The sequence below is a fragment of the Pseudomonas atagonensis genome (genome assembly GCF_011369485.1).
Taxonomy (GTDB): Bacteria; Pseudomonadota; Gammaproteobacteria; order Pseudomonadales; family Pseudomonadaceae; genus Aquipseudomonas; species Aquipseudomonas atagonensis.
In genome coordinates, this window is the sequence record NZ_VXCA01000027.1 from 17,224 (window position 1) to 35,572 (window position 18,349).

Genomic DNA, 18,349 nt, shown 5'->3' on the forward strand with positions numbered 1-18,349 from the left:
AGCAGACGCAGAGCGTCCTTTGAGGCATTCCCACGCGGAGCGTGGGAACGATCAGTACCGAATGAACTGCCATGCCTGCCAACCATTTCAACACCCACTGCCCTGACTGGGCCGAGGCTTTGCTCAACGGCTTCAGTCAAATATTCCTCCAGCGTCATCCGCTGTGCGGCCTGCTTTGTCTCTTGGCGATCCTGCTGACCGCGCCGGTGCTGTTTGCCGGTGCGCTGCTCGGCGCCGTCGCCGGATTGCTCACCGCGCAACGACGCAACTACGCCAAGGCTGATCGCCAGGCCGGGCTGTTCAGCTACAACGGCATCTTGCTGGGCTTGTTGCTGAGCCTGTATTTCCCGTGGTCGCCGATGCTGCCGCCGCTGATTCTCGCCGCCGGCGGCTTGAGCGCAATGGCCACGCAGCAATGGCTCAAACATGTGTACAGCAGCCGATCGATTCCGGCCTACACCTCACCGTTCGTGGCCATGAGCTGGATCCTGCTGCTGTTCGCCGAACCTTCGGCACCCATGGCGCACATCGAAATGAACACGCTGAACCTGCTCGCCGCTGAACTGCGCGGTTTGGGTCAGGTGATGTTTCTCGGCCACCCGCTGGCCGGCGCGCTGATCGCCGCCGGTTTGCTGATCGCTGATCGCCGGGCTTTTTGCTGGGCGCTGCTAGCCTCAGCGACTGGTCTCGCCTCCAGCTTGCTGCACCACGAGGCCAGCCTGGCGCTGCTCGGCCTCGGCAGTTACAACGCCGTCCTCGCCGCCCTCGCCTTCAGTAACCAGCGCCAGCAACCGTGGCTGCCGCTGCTCGGCATCGTCCTCGCGCTGCTGGTCACGCCGCTGTTTGCCGCCATCGGGTTGGCCACGCTGACAGCGCCATTCATCCTCGCCTGCTGGCTGATCCGCGCCGGTATTCAAATGCTGGGGAAAGCCACCGTCGATAACGCGTCTTGCGCTCACGGGGAGAATCAACCTAGGCTGCGCTGATCTTCGATTCAGGCGTTATTCATGGACAGCAGCAACAGTTGGCGCGAACGGCTTTACGTCATGATTTTCCAGAGCGACACCCTCGCCGGGCGTCGCTTCGACGGCATCTTGCTGTTGATCATCCTCGCCAGTCTGGTGATCGTGATGCTCGACAGTATCGACAGCATTCACCAGAACTACGCGGACGTGCTGGCCTACATCGAGTGGGGCTTCACGATCATTTTTCTCGGTGAATACATCCTGCGTCTGTATTGCTCACCGAAACCCTTGCGTTACGCCTTCAGCTTTTACGGGCTGGTGGACTTGCTGGCGATCGTGCCGGGCATCCTCGCCCTGTATTACAGCGACGCGCAGTACCTGCTGATCATTCGGATCATCCGCATGCTACGGATCTTCCGCGTGCTCAAGCTCAGCCCGTACCTCAAGCAAGCCAATTATTTGATGTCGGCGCTGAGGGGCAGCAAGCAGAAGATCGTGGTGTTTCTGGTCAGTGTCTGCACGCTGGTGACAGTGTTCGGAACATTGATGTACGTGATCGAAGGCCCGGAACACGGCTTCACCAGTATTCCCAAGGGCATCTATTGGGCTATCGTCACCCTGACTACGGTGGGCTTCGGCGACATCGTGCCGAAGACCCCGCTGGGCCAGGTGATTTCGTCGCTGGTGATGATCACCGGTTACTCGATCATTGCCGTGCCAACCGGGATTTTCACTGCGGAACTCGCCAATGCCATGCGCGGTGAACAACTGCAGCACGATTGCCCGGTGTGCAAGAAAAACAGCCACGAGCACGGTGCAGCGTTCTGCTCGCGGTGCGGCAATCAGCTGTTTAGAAAAATGGAATAAGCACAGAGCTTTTTAATCTTTAAGCGACTATGCGCGCCCCGTTATAGTCGCTGGCAAATGGCCTCACCTTTGGCACAACACCCCCACAGAACAAGGAATGCGCAGTGAAAAAACTCTTTGGCGCCTCACTTCTCGCCGCCGGTCTAGCGTTCGGTAGCGTGGCTCATGCCGCACCGACCCTGCTCAACGTTTCCTACGACGTGATGCGCGATTTCTACAAGGACTACAACACTGCGTTCCAGAAACACTGGCAAGCCGAGCACAACGAAAACATCACCGTACAGATGTCCTTCGGCGGTTCGAGCAAGCAGGCACGCTCGGTCATCGACGGTCTGCCGGCTGATGTCATCACCATGAACATGGCCACCGACATCAACGCCCTCGCCGACAACGGTCAACTGGTGCCGAAGGACTGGGTTACCCGCCTGCCGAACAATAGTGCGCCGTTCACCTCCGCCACCGTGTTCATCGTCCGCAAAGGCAACCCGAAAGCCCTGAAAGACTGGCCGGATCTGCTCAAAGACGGCGTACAAGTGATCGTGCCAAACCCGAAAACCTCGGGCAACGGCCGCTACACCTACCTGTCGGCCTGGGGTTACGTGCTGAAGAACGGCGGCGACGAAAACAAGGCCAAAGACTTCGTCGGCAAACTGTTCAAACAGGCGCCAGTGCTCGATACCGGGGGCCGCGCCGCGACCACCACGTTCATGACCAACCAGATCGGCGACGTGCTGGTGACCTTCGAGAACGAAGCGGAAATGATTGCCCGCGAGTTTGGTCGTGACCAGTTCGAAGTGATCTACCCGAGTGTTTCTGCTGAGGCCGAGCCACCGGTATCGGTGGTCGACAAAGTGGTCGACAAGAAGGGTTCGCGCGCTGCGGCCGATGAGTACCTGAAATATCTGTGGTCGCCGGAAGGTCAGGAGATTGCCGCAGCAAACTACCTGCGCCCGCGTGATCCAGCCGTGCTGGCCAAGTACACCGACCGCTTCCCGAAAGTTGATTTCCTCTCGGTGGAAAAAACCTTTGGTGACTGGCGCACCGTGCAGAAGACCCACTTCAATGATGGTGGGGTTTTCGACCAGATTTATAGCGGGCAGTAAAGTTTAGGCTGGCGTGAAAAAGGCGACCCTCAGTAGTCGCCTTTTTTTGTGGCCGCTTTACCCTCACCCCAGCCCTCTCCCGGAGGGAGAGGGGGCCTACCGAGGTGTCTGGCGAGTTACATCGACCTGAAAGACCTTATCGATTATGGATTCACCACAGCACGTTCAGGTCGGCGTACCTCTCATGCATCCCCAATCAGTTCCCTCTCCCTCTGGGAGAGGGCTAGGGTGAGGGGCTTCTACATCGGTGGAGTCACGCCATCCTTACCCGCAGAAATCGATTGCGCCGTCAGTGCGCCGTCCGCACTTTGCGTGACGAACGTCACGATCTTCACTCCGACCTTGAGCAAACTGCGATCCGCTGGCACCAGGTTGACGATCGGCACATCCTCCGGCACCAGAATCTTCTGCTGGCCGCCCTTGTAGTTCACCGTCAGCACCCGGCCATTGCTGACCACCAGATCACCGACGCTGCCGTTGGTCATACTGCTGCCCTTGGCCAGATCGAACGGCCGATGCCCGTCGCCGCTACCCGCCAGCTCCGGTGGAAACACGTGCACCTCCAGCGCCTTGAGCGTGCCATCCTCCTGAGGAATGGCGGCCGAGCCAATGTAACTGCCTGGTTTGATGTCTTCGATATTGGCCAGGGTCACCGCGCGGACTTTGGTGTCGCCGGTCAGATGGATGACCACGTTCTCGCCGCTGTTGGCGTGGACTTTCAGGGTGTCGGGGCTGACACCGGTGATCTCGCCGCGCACGCCAAGGCGCATTCCCGGCGCGTCCCCCGCTTGCACAACGGCAGTACCGAGCAGACTGATCAGAACAAGAGCAGCGGCGTGGCGAAGCATCGGACCAAACATTGCAATTCTCCGGTCATCAACAGTGAACAACGAACATAAGCACGCTATCGAACAAGATGTAAGTGAATGTATCATCGGTGCTCGACGGTCGGACGCAAGGTCTGCCGATGAACGACGTCCCTGACAACCGCCAGTCATTCCGCAACGGAATAACTGATATCAACCGCAAGCGGCTTCTGCCATCCCGGCTTGTCCCTTAGCCTCAGCGCACTTCCTTTTGCTGGATCGAGAAACCTTATGACCACCACCACTCACGCAATGACCCGAGGCATGGTGCTGCTGTTCGCCTTCTGCTGCGGCGCCATCGTTGCCAACATCTACTACGCACAGCCGATCATCGGCCTGATTGCGCCGGACATCGGTCTGACGGACACCATGGCCAGCTTCATCGTCTCGCTGACGCAGATCGGCTACGCGCTGGGCCTGTTCTTTCTGGTGCCGCTGGGTGATCTGCTGGAAAACCGCCGGTTGATGATCATCACCACCGTGGTGGCGATTGCCAGTCTGCTCGGCGCGGCGTTTACCGATCAGCCCAACGTGTTTCTGTTGATCTCGTTGCTGGTGGGTTTCAGTTCGGTGTCGGTGCAGATCCTGATTCCATTGGCGGCGCACCTGGCGCCTGAGGAATCTCGCGGTCGCGTGGTCGGCGGAATCATGGGCGGCCTGCTGCTGGGCATACTCCTCGCACGCCCGGTGTCGAGCGTGGTTGCCGACCATTTCGGCTGGCGTGCGATGTTCATGATCGCGGCGGCGTTGATGGCGGCGATCAGCGTGGTGCTGGCACTGACCGTACCCAAGCGCCAACCGGATCACAGCGCGACTTACGGCCAACTGATCGGTTCGCTGTGGACGCTGTTGCGCCAGCAGCCGGTGTTGCGTCAACGGGCGTTTTATCAAGGCTGCATGTTCGCCACGTTCAGCCTGTTCTGGACAGCGGTGCCGCTTGAACTGGCGCGCAACCATGGACTGTCGCAAAGCCAGATCGCGATCTTCGCCCTGGTCGGGGCCATCGGCGCCATCGCCGCCCCCATCAGCGGACGCCTGGCCGACGCCGGCCACACCCGCATCGCCTCGCTGCTGGCCATGGTGTTCGCCAGCCTGAGCTTCCTGCCCGCCTTCATTCACCCGGCCTACAGCGTCATCGGCCTGGCGGTGACCGGCGTGGTGCTCGACTTCTGCGTCCAGATGAACATGGTCCTCGGCCAGCGCGCGGTCTACTCGCTCGACGCAAAAAGCCGTGGCCGTCTGAATGCGCTGTACATGACCAGCATCTTCATCGGCGGCGCCTTCGGCTCGTCGGTGGCCAGTGCGGTGTACGAACACGGCGGCTGGTTGTGGATCGTGATCGTCGGTAGCGCGTTCCCGGTGCTGGCGTTGGTGCGGTTTTTGAGTGCTTCGCAGGGGCGGTCGCTGGCGCCGGCCTAATCCTGAAAAAGCATCGCAGGTCCATTTGACCTGCGATGCCGCTCAATACCGAACCAGCTTCTCCATCGCCGCATCCGCCAGAAAAGAGGATCGGCTTTTGACATTGTGCTCGCGCACATAGCGGTCGATACGCTGGATCACGTAACCGGGGAGCGTGACATTGACCTTCTCGGTCTTGCCCAGATACGGTGAAATATCCAGCTCCAGCATGCCCCAGCCCATCTCGGCAAACTCAGGATTATTGCGGTGTGCTGCCGCAGAAGTCGGCAATGGAATGGGCTCTCCGTCAGCAGCAATCTCTTGCAGCATGATATGTGCGACCTCCACGGCAGCGTTGTAAGCGTCCTCAAAGCTGTCCCCTGCCGTGACGGCACCGGGGATATCGGGGATCTGAATTCCGATGGCAGTGTTCTCATCACCCCACTCGATGCAGATTGGATATTGCATTACGGATCTCCTTCGAAACTGGCTGGCGGGTTGTACAGCCCCGCACGCCTCCTGATACTTTTGACCGTCCCCAACGGTAAATCCTTTTTCGGATGAGGCACGGGAATCGTGTATGGGTTGTAGCGGTGCCTGAAAATGTGATGGCTGCCGGTAATCCTGTCCAACGTCCATCCTGCCTCCTCCAGTTCCTTGATCAATAACCTGCTCTGCACCAACCGCCTCCTTGCCTCGGCCCATTAAAAGTAACCCTAGAGTTATCTTTACTCAAGCATAGAAATTCGTGGAGCGACGCCCGGTTGTTTTACAGAGTGTGATTGAATGCACCGGCCTCAACCCGGATTACACTCATCCGCTCAACCCGCTAGCAAATCAACACCGCTCGCCAGACCTTCCAAGGAGTTGCCATGACCCGACGTACCTTCCTCATCACCGGCGCCAGCAAAGGCATCGGGCGGGCGCTGGCCGAGCATCTGGACCGGGCCGGGCATCGTGTGGTCGGCATTGCTCGTCAGCCTGATCTGAGTTTTCCGGGGATTCTGTTTCCGCTGGATCTGAGTGATCGCAAGCTGACCGGCGAAGTGCTGACGGAGCTGTCGCGAACTTATGAGTTCGACGGTCTGGTGAATAACGTGGGCCTGGTGCGACCGCAGTCATTGGGCGATATCGACCTGGAAGCGTTTGACGATGTGATGCGGCTCAACCTGCATTCGGCGTTGCAGGCGACGCAAGCACTGTTGCCGGGCATGCGCACGCGGGGTTGGGGTCGGGTGGTGAACATTTCCAGCCTGACCGTGCTCGGTATTCCCCAGCGCACAGCGTATGCGGCGGCTAAAGCGGCACTGGTGAGTTTCACCCGTTCGTGGGCGCTGGAACTGGCGCAGACCGGAATCACCGTGAATGCGGTGGCTCCGGGGCCGACCGAAACCGAGTTGTTCCGCGCCAACAACCCACCGGGCAGTGACGGTGAAGCACGTTATCTGGCCGGGGTGCCGATGGGGCGTCTTGGGCAGCCGGAGGAAATCGCTTCAGCGATTGCGTTTCTGCTTTCTGAACAAAGTGGCTTCATTACCGGGCAGACATTGTTTGTCGATGGCGGCGCCTCGGTGGGCAAAGCGGCGTTCTGACCAATACCTTATCTCCCGACTTGCACAGGAACGCTGATGGATCGCCTCGCCGCCATGGAAACCTTCGTCTGCGTCGTCGAAACAGGTTCGTTTTCCGCCGCGGCCCGGCGCCTGGAAATCGGCCAGCCTGCCGTGTCGAAAACCATCGCCCAACTGGAAAAACGATTGGCGGTCAGCCTGCTGTTGCGCTCGACCCGTGGCCTGACCCCGACCGAAGCCGGGCTGGCATTTTTCGAGCGAGCCAAACGCGCCCTCGAAGAAGCCGACGAAGCCGACAATGCCGCCCGTGGTGCTGGCGGCGGCTTGAACGGTAATCTGCGCATCAGCACCGCCGTCACCTTCGGGCGAATGCATGTGGTGCCGCATCTGGGGCCTTTTCTCGATCTTCATCCGCAACTGAGCGTCGACCTGCTGCTTGATGATCGCAACATCAATCTGGTGGAAGAAGGCATCGACATCGCCCTGCGCCTCGGCCCGCTCAGCGACTCCGGACTGACCGCACGCAAGATCGCCGAGTGCCGGCGAGTCGTGCTCGGCACCCCGGCTTACTTCGCAAAGAACGGTGAGCCTGCCCATCCCGCCGACCTCTTCCAGCATCAAGCCGTCATCTACAACCGTGGCGGCGGCGCCACCTGGCCCTTCAGCCAGGGCAGCGAAGAATGTCCGGTCACCGTCAGCGGTCGACTGCGCGTCAGTGCCGCTGAAGGTCTGCGTGAAGCGGTACTGGCCGGCCAGGGCCTCGCACTCGGCTCACAATGGATGTTCGCCCCGGAACTGGCCAGCGGCGCGGTGAAAACCGTTCTGAACGACTGGACGCTGCCGAGGCAGGAACTCTGGGCGGTTTTTCCGACCGGTCGGATGGCGAGCGCCAAGGCGCGGGCGTTTGTCGAGTACGTGCAGGGGCTTTTGCTCAACGAAAGAAATTAAGTCGCCAGCGAGCAGGCAATGAAGCTTCTCGCGGAGCAGGCACAGGCGCTAAGGACAGGATACGAGTGAGGCATCGTTTCGCGAACAAAAAAAACGGCGATCCAGGGATCGCCGTTTGCATTCATTGCCCGAACTGTTTGCCCAATCCCGCCGGCACGCCGTGGATGTTGGTCTCTTCCCACGGCCCGTTGGGGCTGATCGAGCGGCTCCAGCCGTTGTTCCAGCGATAGTAGGTGCGCTGGCGGTAGAAGGTGTTGGTCTGGTCGTCGAGGACGTAGACGCCGAGCTTCTGGTCCCAGTGACTGTTGCCGCCCGGTGGCGGGGCGAAGCTGGCCGAGGTGCGCGGCACCGGTTTGGCCGGTTTCGCCGGGATGCTTTTGCCCGGGGTCGGCGAGGTCGACGGGGTCGGACCGGGCTGCGACGGCGGGATCGGCGGCAGGTTGGTGGTCGGTTCCGGTCGCTGCACCGCACATGCACTCAAGCCCAGGGCCAGTGTGAGGACTGTGATTCGGGCGAGGGTGTGCATGGCGGTGCTTTCCTGTTTTTATCCCCGGTGGTTATTTGTCCGGGCTGTCGATGGTCAGTGTTTGTGGCGCGGTGGTGCTGCTGGCCAGAGGCCCGCTGCGACCGACCCACTCCCCTGCGGTCGGCTGACCTGCACGGGAGATGCGCGCAACCAGTTGGACTTCAGGGAAGTTCGACAGTTTCAACTGCGGCATCATTGCGTCGGCATCGCCTAGCTCGACTGTCACGGGCAGGTCGGCGACGGTCAGTCGCTTCGCGGCCAGCGGTGCCGGTGGACCAGAAACAGCGCGGGCGAAGATGAACACGCTGTCGCCCGGCTGCACCTTGCCCTTGAGTTCGCTGGCCAGATCGACGCTGACCTTCAACAAGGCTGCTTTTGGCGCGGCGGTTTGAGCAACCTTGCCGCCGCTGGCTTCCAGTCGTTCGGCGGCGCGTTTGATTCCACCCTGCAGGGCTTCGCGGGATTTGTCGTCCGGCGGCAATTGCGCCAATAAGCGGTTCCAGTAATCGATGGCTTGCTGGTAGCGCTCGCCTTCAAACGCGGCGATACCGAGCAGGCCGAGGCTGGTGACTTCCTTCGGATCGGCTTTCAGCGCTTCATCGGTCAGAGCCTGAATCTTCTCCGACCACTTCTTGCCGTCGGCGAAGTACTGCGCCTGCGCCCACTGACCAAGCAGTTCCGGCTGACGGCCGGCCAGATTGGCGGCGCGCTCGAACATCTTCGCCGCGTCCGCCGGACGCTCCTGAGCCATGTAAGTACGACCAAGGAAGTACAGGCCTTCGGCAGAATCCGGTTGCGCGGCAACGGCGCGCTCCAGACGCTGGGTCATCTCTTCCATCGACTGCGGTGCCTGGGCGAATTCGCGGGTCAGTTCGACTTTGTCGGCAGCACCGAAATGCAGGTACAGACCCAGGCCCAATACCGGTACAAGTACCGCCGCCAGCAGCGGCAACGGTTTGCCCAGTTTCGACACAGGCGGCGCGGCAACGCCTTCGGTATCCGCCAGCAACTCACGGGCAGCCTCGGCGCGGCCGCTGTCCATTTGCGCAGCGTCGAGCACGCCTTCAGCCTGTTGCGATTGCAACTCGGCCACGCGCTCCTGATACAGCGCAACGTTCAGGGCAGTACGATCCTCTTCACGCTGGGCGCGACGTTCACGCAACACCGGGATCAGCAGAAAACTCAGGGCGACCAGAAGCAACAGCCCTGCGGCAAGCCAGAAATCAATCATTCTTGGTTTTTATCCAACAGTTGGTCGAGGCGCTGACGCTCATCGGCGGAAAGCGATTGCGGGGTTTCGGCGCGTTGTCCGCGACGACGGCGGACGATCACCGCGATCACCACAAAACCACCCAGCAGCAGCCCGGCCGGGCCGAACCAGAGCAAAGCGGTCTTGGCATTGAGCGCCGGTTTGTAGCGGACGAAATCACCGTAGCGATCAACCATGAAATCAATGATCTGCTGGTTGTCCTTGCCCTCGCCGAGCATGCGGAAAATCTCTTTGCGCAGGTCAGCGGCAATCGGCGCGTTGGAGTCGGCGATGTCCTGGTTCTGGCACTTGGGGCAACGCAGTTCCTTGGTCAATTCGCGAAAACGCTCACGGTCACCTTCTTTGGCGAACTCGTAAGTGTCGATGGCGGCATGAGCCACCCCGGCCAGACTCAAGCCCAACACCACAGCGGCTAGAAAACGCTTCATGGCTTGGCCTCATCGACCAGCGCCTGATACTTGGCCGCGAGTTTTTCGCGCCAGACCTGCTCGTCGATCACCCCGACGTACTTGTCGCGGATGATGCCCTTGGCGTCGATGAAGAAGGTTTCCGGCGCGCCGTAGACGCCGAGGTTCAGGCCCAGCGAGCCTTCGTCGTCACGGATATCCAGCACGTACGGATTGTGAAATTCGGCCAGCCATTTCAGCGCATCGGCATTGGTGTCCTTGTAGTTGATCCCGTAGATCACCACGCCGCGCTCGGCCAGTTTGTTCAGCACCGGGTGTTCGACCCGGCAGGAAATGCACCAGGTGCCCCAGACGTTTACGAGGGCAGGTTTGCCGAGAATGTCAGCCTTGGTCAGGGTCTTGTCGCCCTGCACTGCCGGCAACGAAAACTCCGGGAACGGCTTGTTGATCATGGCCGAGGGCAGCTCCGCCGGATCGAGGTACAGACCACGATAAAGAAACACCGCCACCAGCAGGAAAATCGCCAGTGGCACCAGCATCAACCAACGTCTCATGCAGCCGCTCCCGTCATGCCCAGCGCTTCACGCACTCTGGATTTCACCTTGACCCGATAACGCCGATCCAGCGCTGCCAGCAATCCGCCAAACCCGGTCAGCAAGCCGCCGAACCAGATCCAGCGCACGAACGGTTTGACGTGCACGCGCACGGCCCACGCGCCGTTGTCCAGCGGCTCGCCCAAGGCGACATAGAGGTCGCGGGTGAAACCGGCGTCGATCCCGGCCTCGGTCATCACCGAATTCTGCACGGTGTACAGACGTTTTTCCGGGTGCAACACGCTGACTTCCTTGCCGTCGCGAATGACGCGAATGGTGCCTTTGTCCGAAGTGAAGTTCGGCCCTTCGAAGTGTTTGGCGCCTTCAAAGACAAACTGATAACCGGCCAGCGCCATCGACTCGCCCGGCGCCAGACGCAGGTCGCGTTCGGCACTGTTCTGGCTCGACAACACCACACCCAACGCACACACGGCGATGCCGAGGTGGGCGATCTGCATGCCCCAGTAGCTGCGGGTCAGGGTCGGCAGGCCTCTGATCAGGCCTTTGTGGCGCGTTTTGTCGAAGATGTCGCGCACACCGGCGAGCAACACCCAAGCGGCGAGCAGGAAGGTCGCAATCACCGCCCAGTTGAAATCGCCGTAAGCCACACCGGCCACGACTGCCAGCGCGACACTGCCAAGCAACACCGGGGTCAGCATGCCCACCAGCCATTTCACCGGGGTGTCTTTCCAGCGCACGATCACACCGACCGCCATCACCAGCATCAACAACGCCATCAATGGAATGAACAACGCATTGAAGTACGGCGGGCCGACCGACAGTTTGGCGCCGCTGATCGCATCGAGAATCAACGGGTACAGGGTGCCGAGCAGAATCATCGACGCCGCCACCACCAACACCAGGTTGTTACCCAGCAGCAGGGTTTCCCGCGACCACAGATTGAAGCCGACCTGGCTCTTGACCACCGGCGCACGCAACGCAAACAAGGTCAGCGAACCACCGACCACGAACAACAGGAAGATCAGGATGAACACGCCGCGCTCCGGATCCGAAGCAAATGCATGCACCGAGGTCAGCACGCCGGAACGCACAAGGAAGGTGCCGAGCAGGCTCAACGAGAACGCGGCAATTGCCAGCAACACCGTCCAGCTCTTGAACACGCCACGTTTTTCCGTGACCGCCAGCGAGTGAATCAGTGCGGTGCCGACCAGCCAAGGCATGAACGAGGCGTTTTCCACCGGGTCCCAGAACCACCAGCCGCCCCAGCCGAGTTCGTAGTAAGCCCACCACGAACCGAGGGTGATGCCGATGCCGAGGAAGGCCCAGGCCACAATCGTCCATGGACGCGACCAGCGTGCCCAGGCCGCATCGAGACGGCCGCCGAGCAGCGCCGCGATGGCGAAGGCGAAGGCCACGGAGAAACCGACGTACCCCATGTAAAGCATCGGTGGATGCACGATCAGGCCGATGTCTTGCAACAGCGGATTGAGGTCGCGACCGTCCGCCGGAATCTGCGGCAGAATCCGCGAGAACGGGTTCGACGTAAGAATCAGGAACAGCAGGAAACCGGTGCTGATCATGCCCATCACCGCCAACACCCGAGCGAGCATGACTTGCGGCAACTGTCGGGAGAACACCGACACCGCGAAGGTCCAGCCACCGAGGATCAATGCCCACAGCAGCAGCGAACCTTCGTGGGCGCCCCACACCGCGCTGAACTTGTAGTACCACGGCAATGCGCTGTTGGAGTTCATCGCGACATAGGCCACGGAGAAGTCATCGGTCATGAACGCGTAAGTCAGACAGCCGAAGGCAAACAGCAGAAACGCAAACTGACCCCACGCTGCCGGTTGGGCCAGGCCCATCCACAAACGGTCGCCGCGCCAGGCGCCAAGCAGCGGCACCACGGCTTGCACCAGCGCAAAACACAGCGCCAGAATCATCGCCAGATGGCCCAGTTCAGGAAGAAAAATAGCGGAAGTCATCGATCATCCCTCCTTCGCTGGGGTCGGCGCGGATTGACCGCTGTCTTTCAACGCTTTGGTCACTTCCGGCGGCATGTATTTCTCGTCGTGCTTGGCCAGCACTTCATCGGCGACCACCACGCCGTCGGCGTTGAGCTTGCCGAGAGCGACGATGCCCTGCCCTTCGCGGAACAGGTCCGGGAGGATGCCGCGGTAGGTGATGGTCACGGACTTGTTGAAGTCGGTGACGACGAATTTGACGTCCAGCGAATCCGGGGAGCGCTGCAGCGAGCCCTTCTCGACCATGCCGCCGGCGCGAATGCGCGTGTCGTGCGGCGCTTCGCCGTTGGCGATCTGGGTCGGGGTGTAAAACAGATTGATGTTCTGCTGCAGGGCGCTCAGGGCCAGGCCAACGGCTGCGCCGACCCCGACGAGAATCGCCAGAATGATGATCAAACGTTTTTTGCGCAGCGGATTCACTTGCCGTTCTCCCGGCGCAGACGACGCGCCTCTTGTTGCAGATACCGCTTGCGGGCCAGAATCGGCGCCGCCACGTTGAGGGCCAGTACCGCCAGACAGATGCCGTAGGCCGACCAGACATAGAGGCCATGATGGCCCATGGCGAGGAAGTCGCCGAATGAAGCAAAACTCATCGAGCAGCCTCCAGACTGTTCTGCACTTCTTCTTTCACCCAACTGGCGCGGGCTTCGCGCTTGAGCACTTCCAGACGCATACGCAGCAACAGCACGGCGCCGAAGAAACAGTAGAAACCCAGCACCGTCAGCAGCAGCGGCAGCCACATTTCTACGGGCATCGCCGGTTTTTCGGTGAGCGTGAAGGTCGCGCCCTGGTGCAGGGTGTTCCACCACTCCACCGAGTATTTGATGATCGGAATGTTGATCACGCCGACGATGGCCAGCACCGCGCAGGCCTTGGCGGCGCTGTCGCGGTTGCTGATGGCATTGCCCAGCGCGATCACGCCGAAATACAGGAACAGCAGAATCAGCATCGAGGTGAGCCGTGCGTCCCAGACCCACCACGAACCCCAGGTCGGCTTGCCCCAGATCGCCCCGGTGACCAGCGCCACGGCGGTCATCCACGCGCCGATCGGTGCGGCGCATTGCAAGGCGACGTCGGCCAGTTTCATCTTCCAGACCAGACCGACCACGCCACACACCGCCAGCATCACGTAGATCGACTGAGCGAGCATCGCGGCGGGCACGTGGATATAGATGATGCGAAAGCTGTTGCCTTGCTGATAATCCGGCGGCGCGAAGGCCAGGCCCCAGACAACGCCGACGCCAATCAGCAGCAACGCTGCAATGCTCAGCCACGGCAAGAACTTGCTGCTGATGCCGTAGAACCACTTGGGCGAGCCGAGCTTGTGAAACCAGGTCCAGTTCATACTGTTTCCATCACGGGTGCCGCTCATCGGTGTGAGCAGTCTCAGGGTCTTTGCTGGTTAAATTTTAACCAGACCTCATTATTCGCCGACGCTGATCTTCAGGCCAGCCGCTATTGCAAAAGGTGTCAGGGTGATCGCCAGGGCGGTCAGGCTACCAAGCCACAGCAGATACCCGGTCGCCGGCATGCCTTGCAAGGCTGCCTGCAAGGCGCCACTGCCGAGGATCAACACCGGGATGTACAACGGTAGAATCAGCAACGCCAGCAACAGGCCGCCACGTTTCAAACCCACCGTCAGCGCCGCGCCCACCGCACCGAGCAGGCTCAGTACCGGGGTGCCCAGCAACAACGAAAGCAGCAAAACCGGCAGACAGGCCGCAGGCAAACCGAGCATCAGCGCCAGCAACGGTGAGAGCAAAACCAGTGCCAGCCCGGAAAAAAGCCAGTGTGCCAGCACCTTGGCCAATACCAGAAGTGGCAACGGGTGCGACGAAAGGACCCACTGTTCGAGGGATCCGTCTTCGAAATCACTGCGGAAAAGCCCGTCCAGCGAGAGCAGGACCGAAAGAAGCGCCGCCACCCAGACTAACCCCGGGGACAAGTTTTGCAACACTTGAGTTTCCGGGCCGACGGCCAGCGGGAACAAAGCGATGACGATGGCGAAGAAAATCAGCGGATTGGCCAGCTCCGCCGGGCGGCGAAACAGCAGTCGGGATTCACGGGCAACCAGCAGGCCGAACACACTCATACCGCCCAATTCCCCAAATCAATGTCGCGATAACCGGCCGGCATCCGGCTCAACGTGTGGTGCGTGGTCAACACCACCAGACCGCCGCGCTCGCAGTGCCCGGCCAGATGCTCTTCGAGCTGCGCCACGCCCTGCTTGTCGAGGGCGGTAAACGGTTCGTCGAGAATCCACAGCGGCGGGCTGTCCAGATACAAACGCGCCAGTGCCACGCGACGTTGCTGGCCGGCGGACAGGCTGTGGCAGGGAACATCTTCGAAGCCGCGCAATCCTACAGCGGCCAGGGCTCGCCAGATCGCTTCGCGTTCGGCGGGATGATGCAGGGCGCAGAGCCAGGAGAGATTTTCTTCCGGGGTCAGCAAGTCCTTGATCCCGGCGGCATGACCGATCCACAACAGGTTGCGCGCCAGTTCGCTGCGTTGTTCGGCGAGTGGCTGGCCGTTGAGCAACACCTGACCGCTGGTCGGCTGCATCAGACCGGACAACAGGCGCAACAAACTGGTCTTGCCGCTGCCGTTGGGGCCGCTGATCTGCACCATATCGCCACTGGCCAGTCTCAATTCGAGATTTTCGAAGAGCAGCCTCAGATCACGCTCACACGCGAGGGCAACGGTTTGCAGGACAGGACTGGTCAAGGGATCACGGGCCTTATACGGTTCAAGTCGGCTCTGGTGCGGCCGTTAAAGAGATGCAGCATAGATGCATTGACGGCTCGATCTAGAGAGCTGCGTCAAACAATTGTTATGTTTTTTGAACGAAGCGCAAGACGGGCGGCATTATACATGTCGTGCCTTACTCTCAAGAGTGCAATTTCCTCAGGTTGTGTCCGCGTATGACAGGCGAAATGAACATCCTCCCGCTCCCGCCCACCACCCCGGCGAACGCTCGTCCTCAGGTGGTCAGCGGTGAACTGCTCAAGCTGTTGACGCCGATCGAAGGGCTGATTGCCGCCGGTCAAAGCGCCAAGGCCGAGGTGTTGTCGCTCAAGCAGGCCGATCAGACTTTTCAGTTGCTGCTCAAAGTCACTCTGGACAGTGGCCGCCAGACCACCGTGCAGGCCAGCAGCAACCTGCCGCTGCCGCAAGGCACCAGCCTGGCAATCACCCAACCGTCGGCGGGCAATCTGGCGATCACCGTGCAACAGGCTCTGGCCAGCAACGTTGCCGCCCTCACCCGCATCGACACCGCGCAATTGCCGGCAGGCACGTTGTTGCAAGGCAAAGTGCTGACCTCGCAGGCGTTGCCACAAACGCCGGGCCAGGCGATGGTGTTTCGCTCGATGGTGAGCTTGCTCAACACCGCCCTGAGCGGCAGCACGCTGACCGTCGACAGCCCGCAACCGCTGCGTATCGGCACCTTGCTCTCAGCGTTGGTGCAAGACTCGCAAACCCTGAAGTTCGTGCCGCTGAGCAGCCGTCAGGAACAACTGGCGGTCAGTCAGCAACTGGCCGGCCAGCAAAGTCGTCAGGCTTCGCTGGATGGATTGTTGAAGGTCTTGCAGAACCTGCCGCCCGCCACCGATCAAACCTCGGCGGATCTGCGCGCCGTGGTCGACAAACTGCTCGCCAGCCTGCCGGACGTGCAGCAACTGAGCACCACCAAAGGCGTCGCCCTCGCCCTGGCCAACAGCGGCGCATTCCTTGAAGCCAAACTGCTGACAGGACAGAACCCGACACTGACCCCGGACATGAAAGGTGACTTGCTCAAGCTGATCGCGCAACTGACCCCGGGCCTGCCGAACAACACCAGTTTCAACGCGATCATTGCCGCCAACACGCTGGCGCAGGCGCTACCGAGTTTTGTGCGCAACGCCCTCGGCACCCTCGGTCAGGTCAGCGCAAAACCCGTGCCGAGCGGTTTCCCGCTGCCCGACCGTTTGCTGCAAAGCCTCGAAGGCGAAGGCGATCTGGAGCAGTTGCTGCGCCTCGCGGCCGCTGCCGTTTCGCGCCTGCAAAGTCATCAGCTGTCGAGCCTCGAACAGACTGGCCTCACCGATGACGGTCGCCTGCTCAGCACCTGGCAACTGGAAATCCCCATGCGCAACCTGCAGGACATCGTGCCGCTGCAGGTCAAATTCCAACGCGAAGAATCGCCGGAAAAAGAACCCCAACCGAACGAGCGTCGCGACGAACGCGAACCCAGGCAGCAATTGTGGCGCGTTGATCTGGCGTTCGACATGGAACCGCTCGGGCCGATGCAGATTCAGGCGCAGTTGATCAGCGGCAGCCTGTCCAGCCAGCTCTGGGCCGAACGGCCGTACACCGCCAGTCTGATCGAAAGCAATCTGTTTGCCCTGCGCCAGCGCTTGCTGGATTCCGGGCTCAATGTCGGCGATCTCGACTGCCACCTCGGCACCCCGCCGCAAGGCAACCAAACCCGTCTCGAACACCGCTGGGTCGACGAAACCGCATGAACGATTCCACTGCCCCACGCCAGGCCATCGCCCTCAAATACGACGGCAGCCACGCCCCGACCCTCACCGCCAAGGGTGACGAAGAACTGGCCGAAGAAATCCTGCGGATTGCCCGCGACTATGAAGTGCCGATCTACGAGAACGCCGAGCTGGTGCGCTTATTGGCACGGATGGAATTGGGCGACAGCATTCCCGAAGAGTTGTATCGCACGATTGCCGAAATCATCGCGTTCGCCTGGAACCTGAAAGGAAAATTCCCCGAGGGACAGGAGCCTGATGCGCCGATGGTCGAGAAAGACGTCACCGAACGCGGCGACGATTACTGAGACTTCAAAGACGCCTTCGCGAGCAAGCCCGCTCCCACATTGGTTCGGCGTACACCGATCTAATGTGGGAGCGAGCTTGCTCGCGAATAGGCCATCAGCTTGAGCGCAAAAATCAGTTCTTGTGCAGCTTGCGCATCAACTCCGCCTCAGCCTGGGTCAACCCGCAGGACTGAGTCAGTTCATCGACGCTGGCGCCCATGCCCACCAGTTTCGCCGCCTGGGCGAATGACAGGCTAGACGGATCGCGCTGTTCAAGCTGCGCGAGTTTGTCCGGGATCGGCCCGACGACCGCGCGCAACTCGTGCAGGGCTTCACCCATGCGCACGTTGCCGTTCTGGTAGTCGTCGACGCGCTTGGCCAGATCCTTGATGCGCTGATCACGCAGCGCATCGCCCTGAGCCTGTTGCGCCGCGATGACCTTTTGCGCCTTGATGTACGCCAGAAACATTGCCAGCGTGCCTGCCCAGAAAAGGAACAGGACAATGACCGCGACCTCGAGAATCAATCAGATGCTCTCCAGTTCCGACCATTCTTCTTCGCTCATCATCTTGTCCAGCTCAACCAGGATCAGCAACTCGTTGTTCTTGTTGCACACGCCCTGGATGAACTTGGCCGACTCTTCGTTACCGACGTTCGGCGCGGTCTCGATTTCCGACTGACGCAGGTAAACCACTTCCGCCACGCTGTCGACCATGATGCCAACCACTTGCTTGTCGGCTTCGATGATGACGATACGGGTGTTGTCGCTGATCTCGCCGCTGTTCAGGCCGAAGCGCTGACGGGTGTCGATCACGGTGACCACGTTACCGCGCAGGTTGATGATGCCCAGCACGTAGCTTGGCGCACCCGGAACCGGCGCGATCTCGGTGTAGCGCAGGACTTCCTGAACGCGCATCACGTTGATGCCGTAGGTTTCGTTGTCCAGCTTGAAGGTTACCCATTGCAGGATCGGATCTTCAGAACCCTTTGCCGCCGTCGCCTTGTCGTTCATACCCTAGCCCCTCGAAGTACCGCCCTGGCGG

The 18,349-nt window shown here is 60.7% G+C and carries 23 protein-coding genes; 8 read left to right on the forward strand and 15 right to left on the reverse strand.

Features of this window, described 5'->3' with window-relative positions; translation table 11 throughout:
• The first annotated feature begins 71 nt into the window (after positions 1-71).
• The 3 genes from F2P67_RS18825 (at position 72) to F2P67_RS18835 (ending at position 2,935) form a co-directional block, all read left to right on the forward strand.
• Positions 72-986 (forward strand): urea transporter, encoded by a 915-nt coding sequence (locus F2P67_RS18825; RefSeq protein ID WP_166222366.1) that lies wholly within the window; start codon positions 72-74, stop codon positions 984-986.
• 21 nt (positions 987-1,007) lie between these two features.
• On the forward strand, positions 1,008-1,832 hold the full coding sequence (locus tag F2P67_RS18830; RefSeq protein ID WP_166222367.1) for an ion transporter: 825 nt from the start codon (positions 1,008-1,010) through the stop codon (positions 1,830-1,832).
• 104 nt (positions 1,833-1,936) lie between these two features.
• Complete coding sequence (locus F2P67_RS18835; RefSeq protein ID WP_166222368.1) at positions 1,937-2,935, forward strand: sulfate ABC transporter substrate-binding protein; 999 nt, start codon at positions 1,937-1,939, stop codon at positions 2,933-2,935.
• A 239-nt stretch (positions 2,936-3,174) separates the two neighbouring features.
• Here F2P67_RS18835 and F2P67_RS18840 read toward each other — a convergent pair whose 3' ends face one another.
• A complete protein-coding gene (locus tag F2P67_RS18840; RefSeq protein WP_166222369.1) occupies positions 3,175-3,795 on the reverse strand; it encodes a DUF5666 domain-containing protein in 621 nt (206 codons plus the stop codon).
• Between the two features lie 237 nt (positions 3,796-4,032).
• Here F2P67_RS18840 and F2P67_RS18845 point away from each other — a divergent pair, with 237 nt between their 5' ends.
• Entirely contained in the window at positions 4,033-5,220 is a 1,188-nt protein-coding gene (locus F2P67_RS18845; protein ID WP_166222371.1) for an MFS transporter, read from the forward strand.
• A gap of 42 nt (positions 5,221-5,262) precedes the next feature.
• On the opposite strand, the gene F2P67_RS18850 is transcribed toward F2P67_RS18845, so the two are convergent.
• The gene (locus F2P67_RS18850; protein WP_166222373.1) at positions 5,263-5,667 is read right to left on the reverse strand and encodes a type II toxin-antitoxin system HicB family antitoxin; all 405 of its coding nucleotides are present in this window, start codon (positions 5,665-5,667) and stop codon (positions 5,263-5,265) included.
• Positions 5,667-5,879, reverse strand: a complete 213-nt coding sequence (locus F2P67_RS18855; protein WP_095050205.1) for a type II toxin-antitoxin system HicA family toxin — start codon at positions 5,877-5,879, stop codon at positions 5,667-5,669. Before F2P67_RS18855 ends, F2P67_RS18850 begins: the two co-directional genes overlap by 1 nt.
• Before the next feature lie 192 nt (positions 5,880-6,071).
• Here F2P67_RS18855 and F2P67_RS18860 point away from each other — a divergent pair, with 192 nt between their 5' ends.
• Both F2P67_RS18860 and F2P67_RS18865 read left to right on the forward strand, forming a co-directional pair.
• A complete protein-coding gene (locus F2P67_RS18860) occupies positions 6,072-6,791 on the forward strand; it encodes an SDR family oxidoreductase (protein ID WP_166222375.1) in 720 nt (239 codons plus the stop codon).
• Positions 6,792-6,827: 36 nt separating this feature from the next.
• Positions 6,828-7,718, forward strand: coding sequence for a LysR family transcriptional regulator (locus F2P67_RS18865; RefSeq protein ID WP_166222377.1), 891 nt, complete (start codon positions 6,828-6,830; stop codon positions 7,716-7,718).
• A gap of 121 nt (positions 7,719-7,839) precedes the next feature.
• On the opposite strand, the gene F2P67_RS18875 is transcribed toward F2P67_RS18865, so the two are convergent.
• The 10 genes from F2P67_RS18875 to ccmA all read right to left on the reverse strand — a co-directional run bounded on the left by F2P67_RS18875 (position 7,840) and on the right by ccmA (position 15,223).
• Positions 7,840-8,244 (reverse strand): hypothetical protein, encoded by a 405-nt coding sequence (locus tag F2P67_RS18875; protein ID WP_166222379.1) that lies wholly within the window; start codon positions 8,242-8,244, stop codon positions 7,840-7,842.
• A gap of 31 nt (positions 8,245-8,275) precedes the next feature.
• On the reverse strand, positions 8,276-9,475 hold the full coding sequence (gene ccmI / locus F2P67_RS18880; protein WP_166222381.1) for a c-type cytochrome biogenesis protein CcmI: 1,200 nt from the start codon (positions 9,473-9,475) through the stop codon (positions 8,276-8,278).
• Positions 9,472-9,942 carry a cytochrome c-type biogenesis protein gene (locus F2P67_RS18885; RefSeq protein WP_166222383.1) on the reverse strand — a complete coding sequence of 157 codons (471 nt, stop codon included), beginning with the start codon at positions 9,940-9,942 and terminating at the stop codon, positions 9,472-9,474. Before F2P67_RS18885 ends, ccmI begins: the two co-directional genes overlap by 4 nt.
• On the reverse strand, positions 9,939-10,475 hold the full coding sequence (locus F2P67_RS18890) for a DsbE family thiol:disulfide interchange protein (protein ID WP_166222385.1): 537 nt from the start codon (positions 10,473-10,475) through the stop codon (positions 9,939-9,941). Before F2P67_RS18890 ends, F2P67_RS18885 begins: the two co-directional genes overlap by 4 nt.
• Positions 10,472-12,460: a heme lyase CcmF/NrfE family subunit gene (locus F2P67_RS18895; protein WP_166222387.1), complete on the reverse strand. Its 1,989-nt coding sequence runs from the start codon at positions 12,458-12,460 to the stop codon at positions 10,472-10,474. The genes F2P67_RS18890 and F2P67_RS18895 overlap by 4 nt, the downstream gene beginning before the upstream one ends.
• A 3-nt stretch (positions 12,461-12,463) precedes the next feature.
• Positions 12,464-12,919: a cytochrome c maturation protein CcmE gene (gene ccmE, locus F2P67_RS18900; protein WP_166222389.1), complete on the reverse strand. Its 456-nt coding sequence runs from the start codon at positions 12,917-12,919 to the stop codon at positions 12,464-12,466.
• The gene (gene ccmD, locus F2P67_RS18905) at positions 12,916-13,092 is read right to left on the reverse strand and encodes a heme exporter protein CcmD (protein WP_008055370.1); all 177 of its coding nucleotides are present in this window, start codon (positions 13,090-13,092) and stop codon (positions 12,916-12,918) included. The genes ccmE and ccmD overlap by 4 nt, the downstream gene beginning before the upstream one ends.
• Positions 13,089-13,844 (reverse strand): heme ABC transporter permease, encoded by a 756-nt coding sequence (locus F2P67_RS18910; protein ID WP_166222391.1) that lies wholly within the window; start codon positions 13,842-13,844, stop codon positions 13,089-13,091. Before F2P67_RS18910 ends, ccmD begins: the two co-directional genes overlap by 4 nt.
• Before the next feature lie 78 nt (positions 13,845-13,922).
• Positions 13,923-14,591 carry a heme exporter protein CcmB gene (ccmB, locus tag F2P67_RS18915; RefSeq protein WP_007919970.1) on the reverse strand — a complete coding sequence of 223 codons (669 nt, stop codon included), beginning with the start codon at positions 14,589-14,591 and terminating at the stop codon, positions 13,923-13,925.
• Positions 14,588-15,223 carry a cytochrome c biogenesis heme-transporting ATPase CcmA gene (gene ccmA / locus F2P67_RS18920; RefSeq protein WP_166222393.1) on the reverse strand — a complete coding sequence of 212 codons (636 nt, stop codon included), beginning with the start codon at positions 15,221-15,223 and terminating at the stop codon, positions 14,588-14,590. The genes ccmB and ccmA overlap by 4 nt, the downstream gene beginning before the upstream one ends.
• A gap of 197 nt (positions 15,224-15,420) precedes the next feature.
• Between ccmA and fliK the strand changes: the two genes are divergently transcribed.
• Positions 15,421-17,001: a flagellar hook-length control protein FliK gene (fliK, locus tag F2P67_RS18925; protein WP_166222395.1), complete on the forward strand. Its 1,581-nt coding sequence runs from the start codon at positions 15,421-15,423 to the stop codon at positions 16,999-17,001.
• Entirely contained in the window at positions 16,998-17,327 is a 330-nt protein-coding gene (locus F2P67_RS18930) for an EscU/YscU/HrcU family type III secretion system export apparatus switch protein (protein WP_166222397.1), read from the forward strand. Before fliK ends, F2P67_RS18930 begins: the two co-directional genes overlap by 4 nt.
• Before the next feature lie 112 nt (positions 17,328-17,439).
• Here the strand turns inward: F2P67_RS18930 and F2P67_RS18935 are convergent, their stop codons facing one another.
• Together F2P67_RS18935 and F2P67_RS18940 are read right to left on the reverse strand one after the other, a co-directional pair.
• A complete protein-coding gene (locus F2P67_RS18935; RefSeq protein ID WP_166222399.1) occupies positions 17,440-17,832 on the reverse strand; it encodes a DUF2802 domain-containing protein in 393 nt (130 codons plus the stop codon).
• Positions 17,833-18,318 (reverse strand): chemotaxis protein CheW, encoded by a 486-nt coding sequence (locus F2P67_RS18940; RefSeq protein WP_126361291.1) that lies wholly within the window; start codon positions 18,316-18,318, stop codon positions 17,833-17,835. It abuts the gene before it with no gap.
• Between the last annotated feature and the right edge of the window lie 31 nt (positions 18,319-18,349).

Excerpts from the sequence above, each read along its gene's own strand:
- fliK (WP_166222395.1), top strand. The coding sequence starts at position 15,421 with ATGACAGGCGAAATGAACATCCTCCCGCTCCCGCCCACCACCCCGGCG.
- ccmI (WP_166222381.1), bottom strand. The coding sequence starts at position 9,475 with ATGATTGATTTCTGGCTTGCCGCAGGGCTGTTGCTTCTGGTCGCCCTG.
- F2P67_RS18890 (WP_166222385.1), bottom strand. The coding sequence starts at position 10,475 with ATGAGACGTTGGTTGATGCTGGTGCCACTGGCGATTTTCCTGCTGGTG.
- ccmD (WP_008055370.1), bottom strand. The coding sequence starts at position 13,092 with ATGAGTTTTGCTTCATTCGGCGACTTCCTCGCCATGGGCCATCATGGC.
- F2P67_RS18875 (WP_166222379.1), bottom strand. The coding sequence starts at position 8,244 with ATGCACACCCTCGCCCGAATCACAGTCCTCACACTGGCCCTGGGCTTG.
- F2P67_RS18850 (WP_166222373.1), bottom strand. The coding sequence starts at position 5,667 with ATGCAATATCCAATCTGCATCGAGTGGGGTGATGAGAACACTGCCATC.
- F2P67_RS18940 (WP_126361291.1), bottom strand. The coding sequence starts at position 18,318 with ATGAACGACAAGGCGACGGCGGCAAAGGGTTCTGAAGATCCGATCCTG.
- ccmB (WP_007919970.1), bottom strand. The coding sequence starts at position 14,591 with ATGAGTGTGTTCGGCCTGCTGGTTGCCCGTGAATCCCGACTGCTGTTT.
- F2P67_RS18830 (WP_166222367.1), top strand. The coding sequence starts at position 1,008 with ATGGACAGCAGCAACAGTTGGCGCGAACGGCTTTACGTCATGATTTTC.
- F2P67_RS18825 (WP_166222366.1), top strand. The coding sequence starts at position 72 with ATGCCTGCCAACCATTTCAACACCCACTGCCCTGACTGGGCCGAGGCT.
- F2P67_RS18860 (WP_166222375.1), top strand. The coding sequence starts at position 6,072 with ATGACCCGACGTACCTTCCTCATCACCGGCGCCAGCAAAGGCATCGGG.
- F2P67_RS18910 (WP_166222391.1), bottom strand. The coding sequence starts at position 13,844 with ATGAACTGGACCTGGTTTCACAAGCTCGGCTCGCCCAAGTGGTTCTAC.
- F2P67_RS18885 (WP_166222383.1), bottom strand. The coding sequence starts at position 9,942 with ATGAAGCGTTTTCTAGCCGCTGTGGTGTTGGGCTTGAGTCTGGCCGGG.
- F2P67_RS18845 (WP_166222371.1), top strand. The coding sequence starts at position 4,033 with ATGACCACCACCACTCACGCAATGACCCGAGGCATGGTGCTGCTGTTC.
- F2P67_RS18840 (WP_166222369.1), bottom strand. The coding sequence starts at position 3,795 with ATGTTTGGTCCGATGCTTCGCCACGCCGCTGCTCTTGTTCTGATCAGT.
- F2P67_RS18865 (WP_166222377.1), top strand. The coding sequence starts at position 6,828 with ATGGATCGCCTCGCCGCCATGGAAACCTTCGTCTGCGTCGTCGAAACA.
- F2P67_RS18930 (WP_166222397.1), top strand. The coding sequence starts at position 16,998 with ATGAACGATTCCACTGCCCCACGCCAGGCCATCGCCCTCAAATACGAC.
- F2P67_RS18895 (WP_166222387.1), bottom strand. The coding sequence starts at position 12,460 with ATGACTTCCGCTATTTTTCTTCCTGAACTGGGCCATCTGGCGATGATT.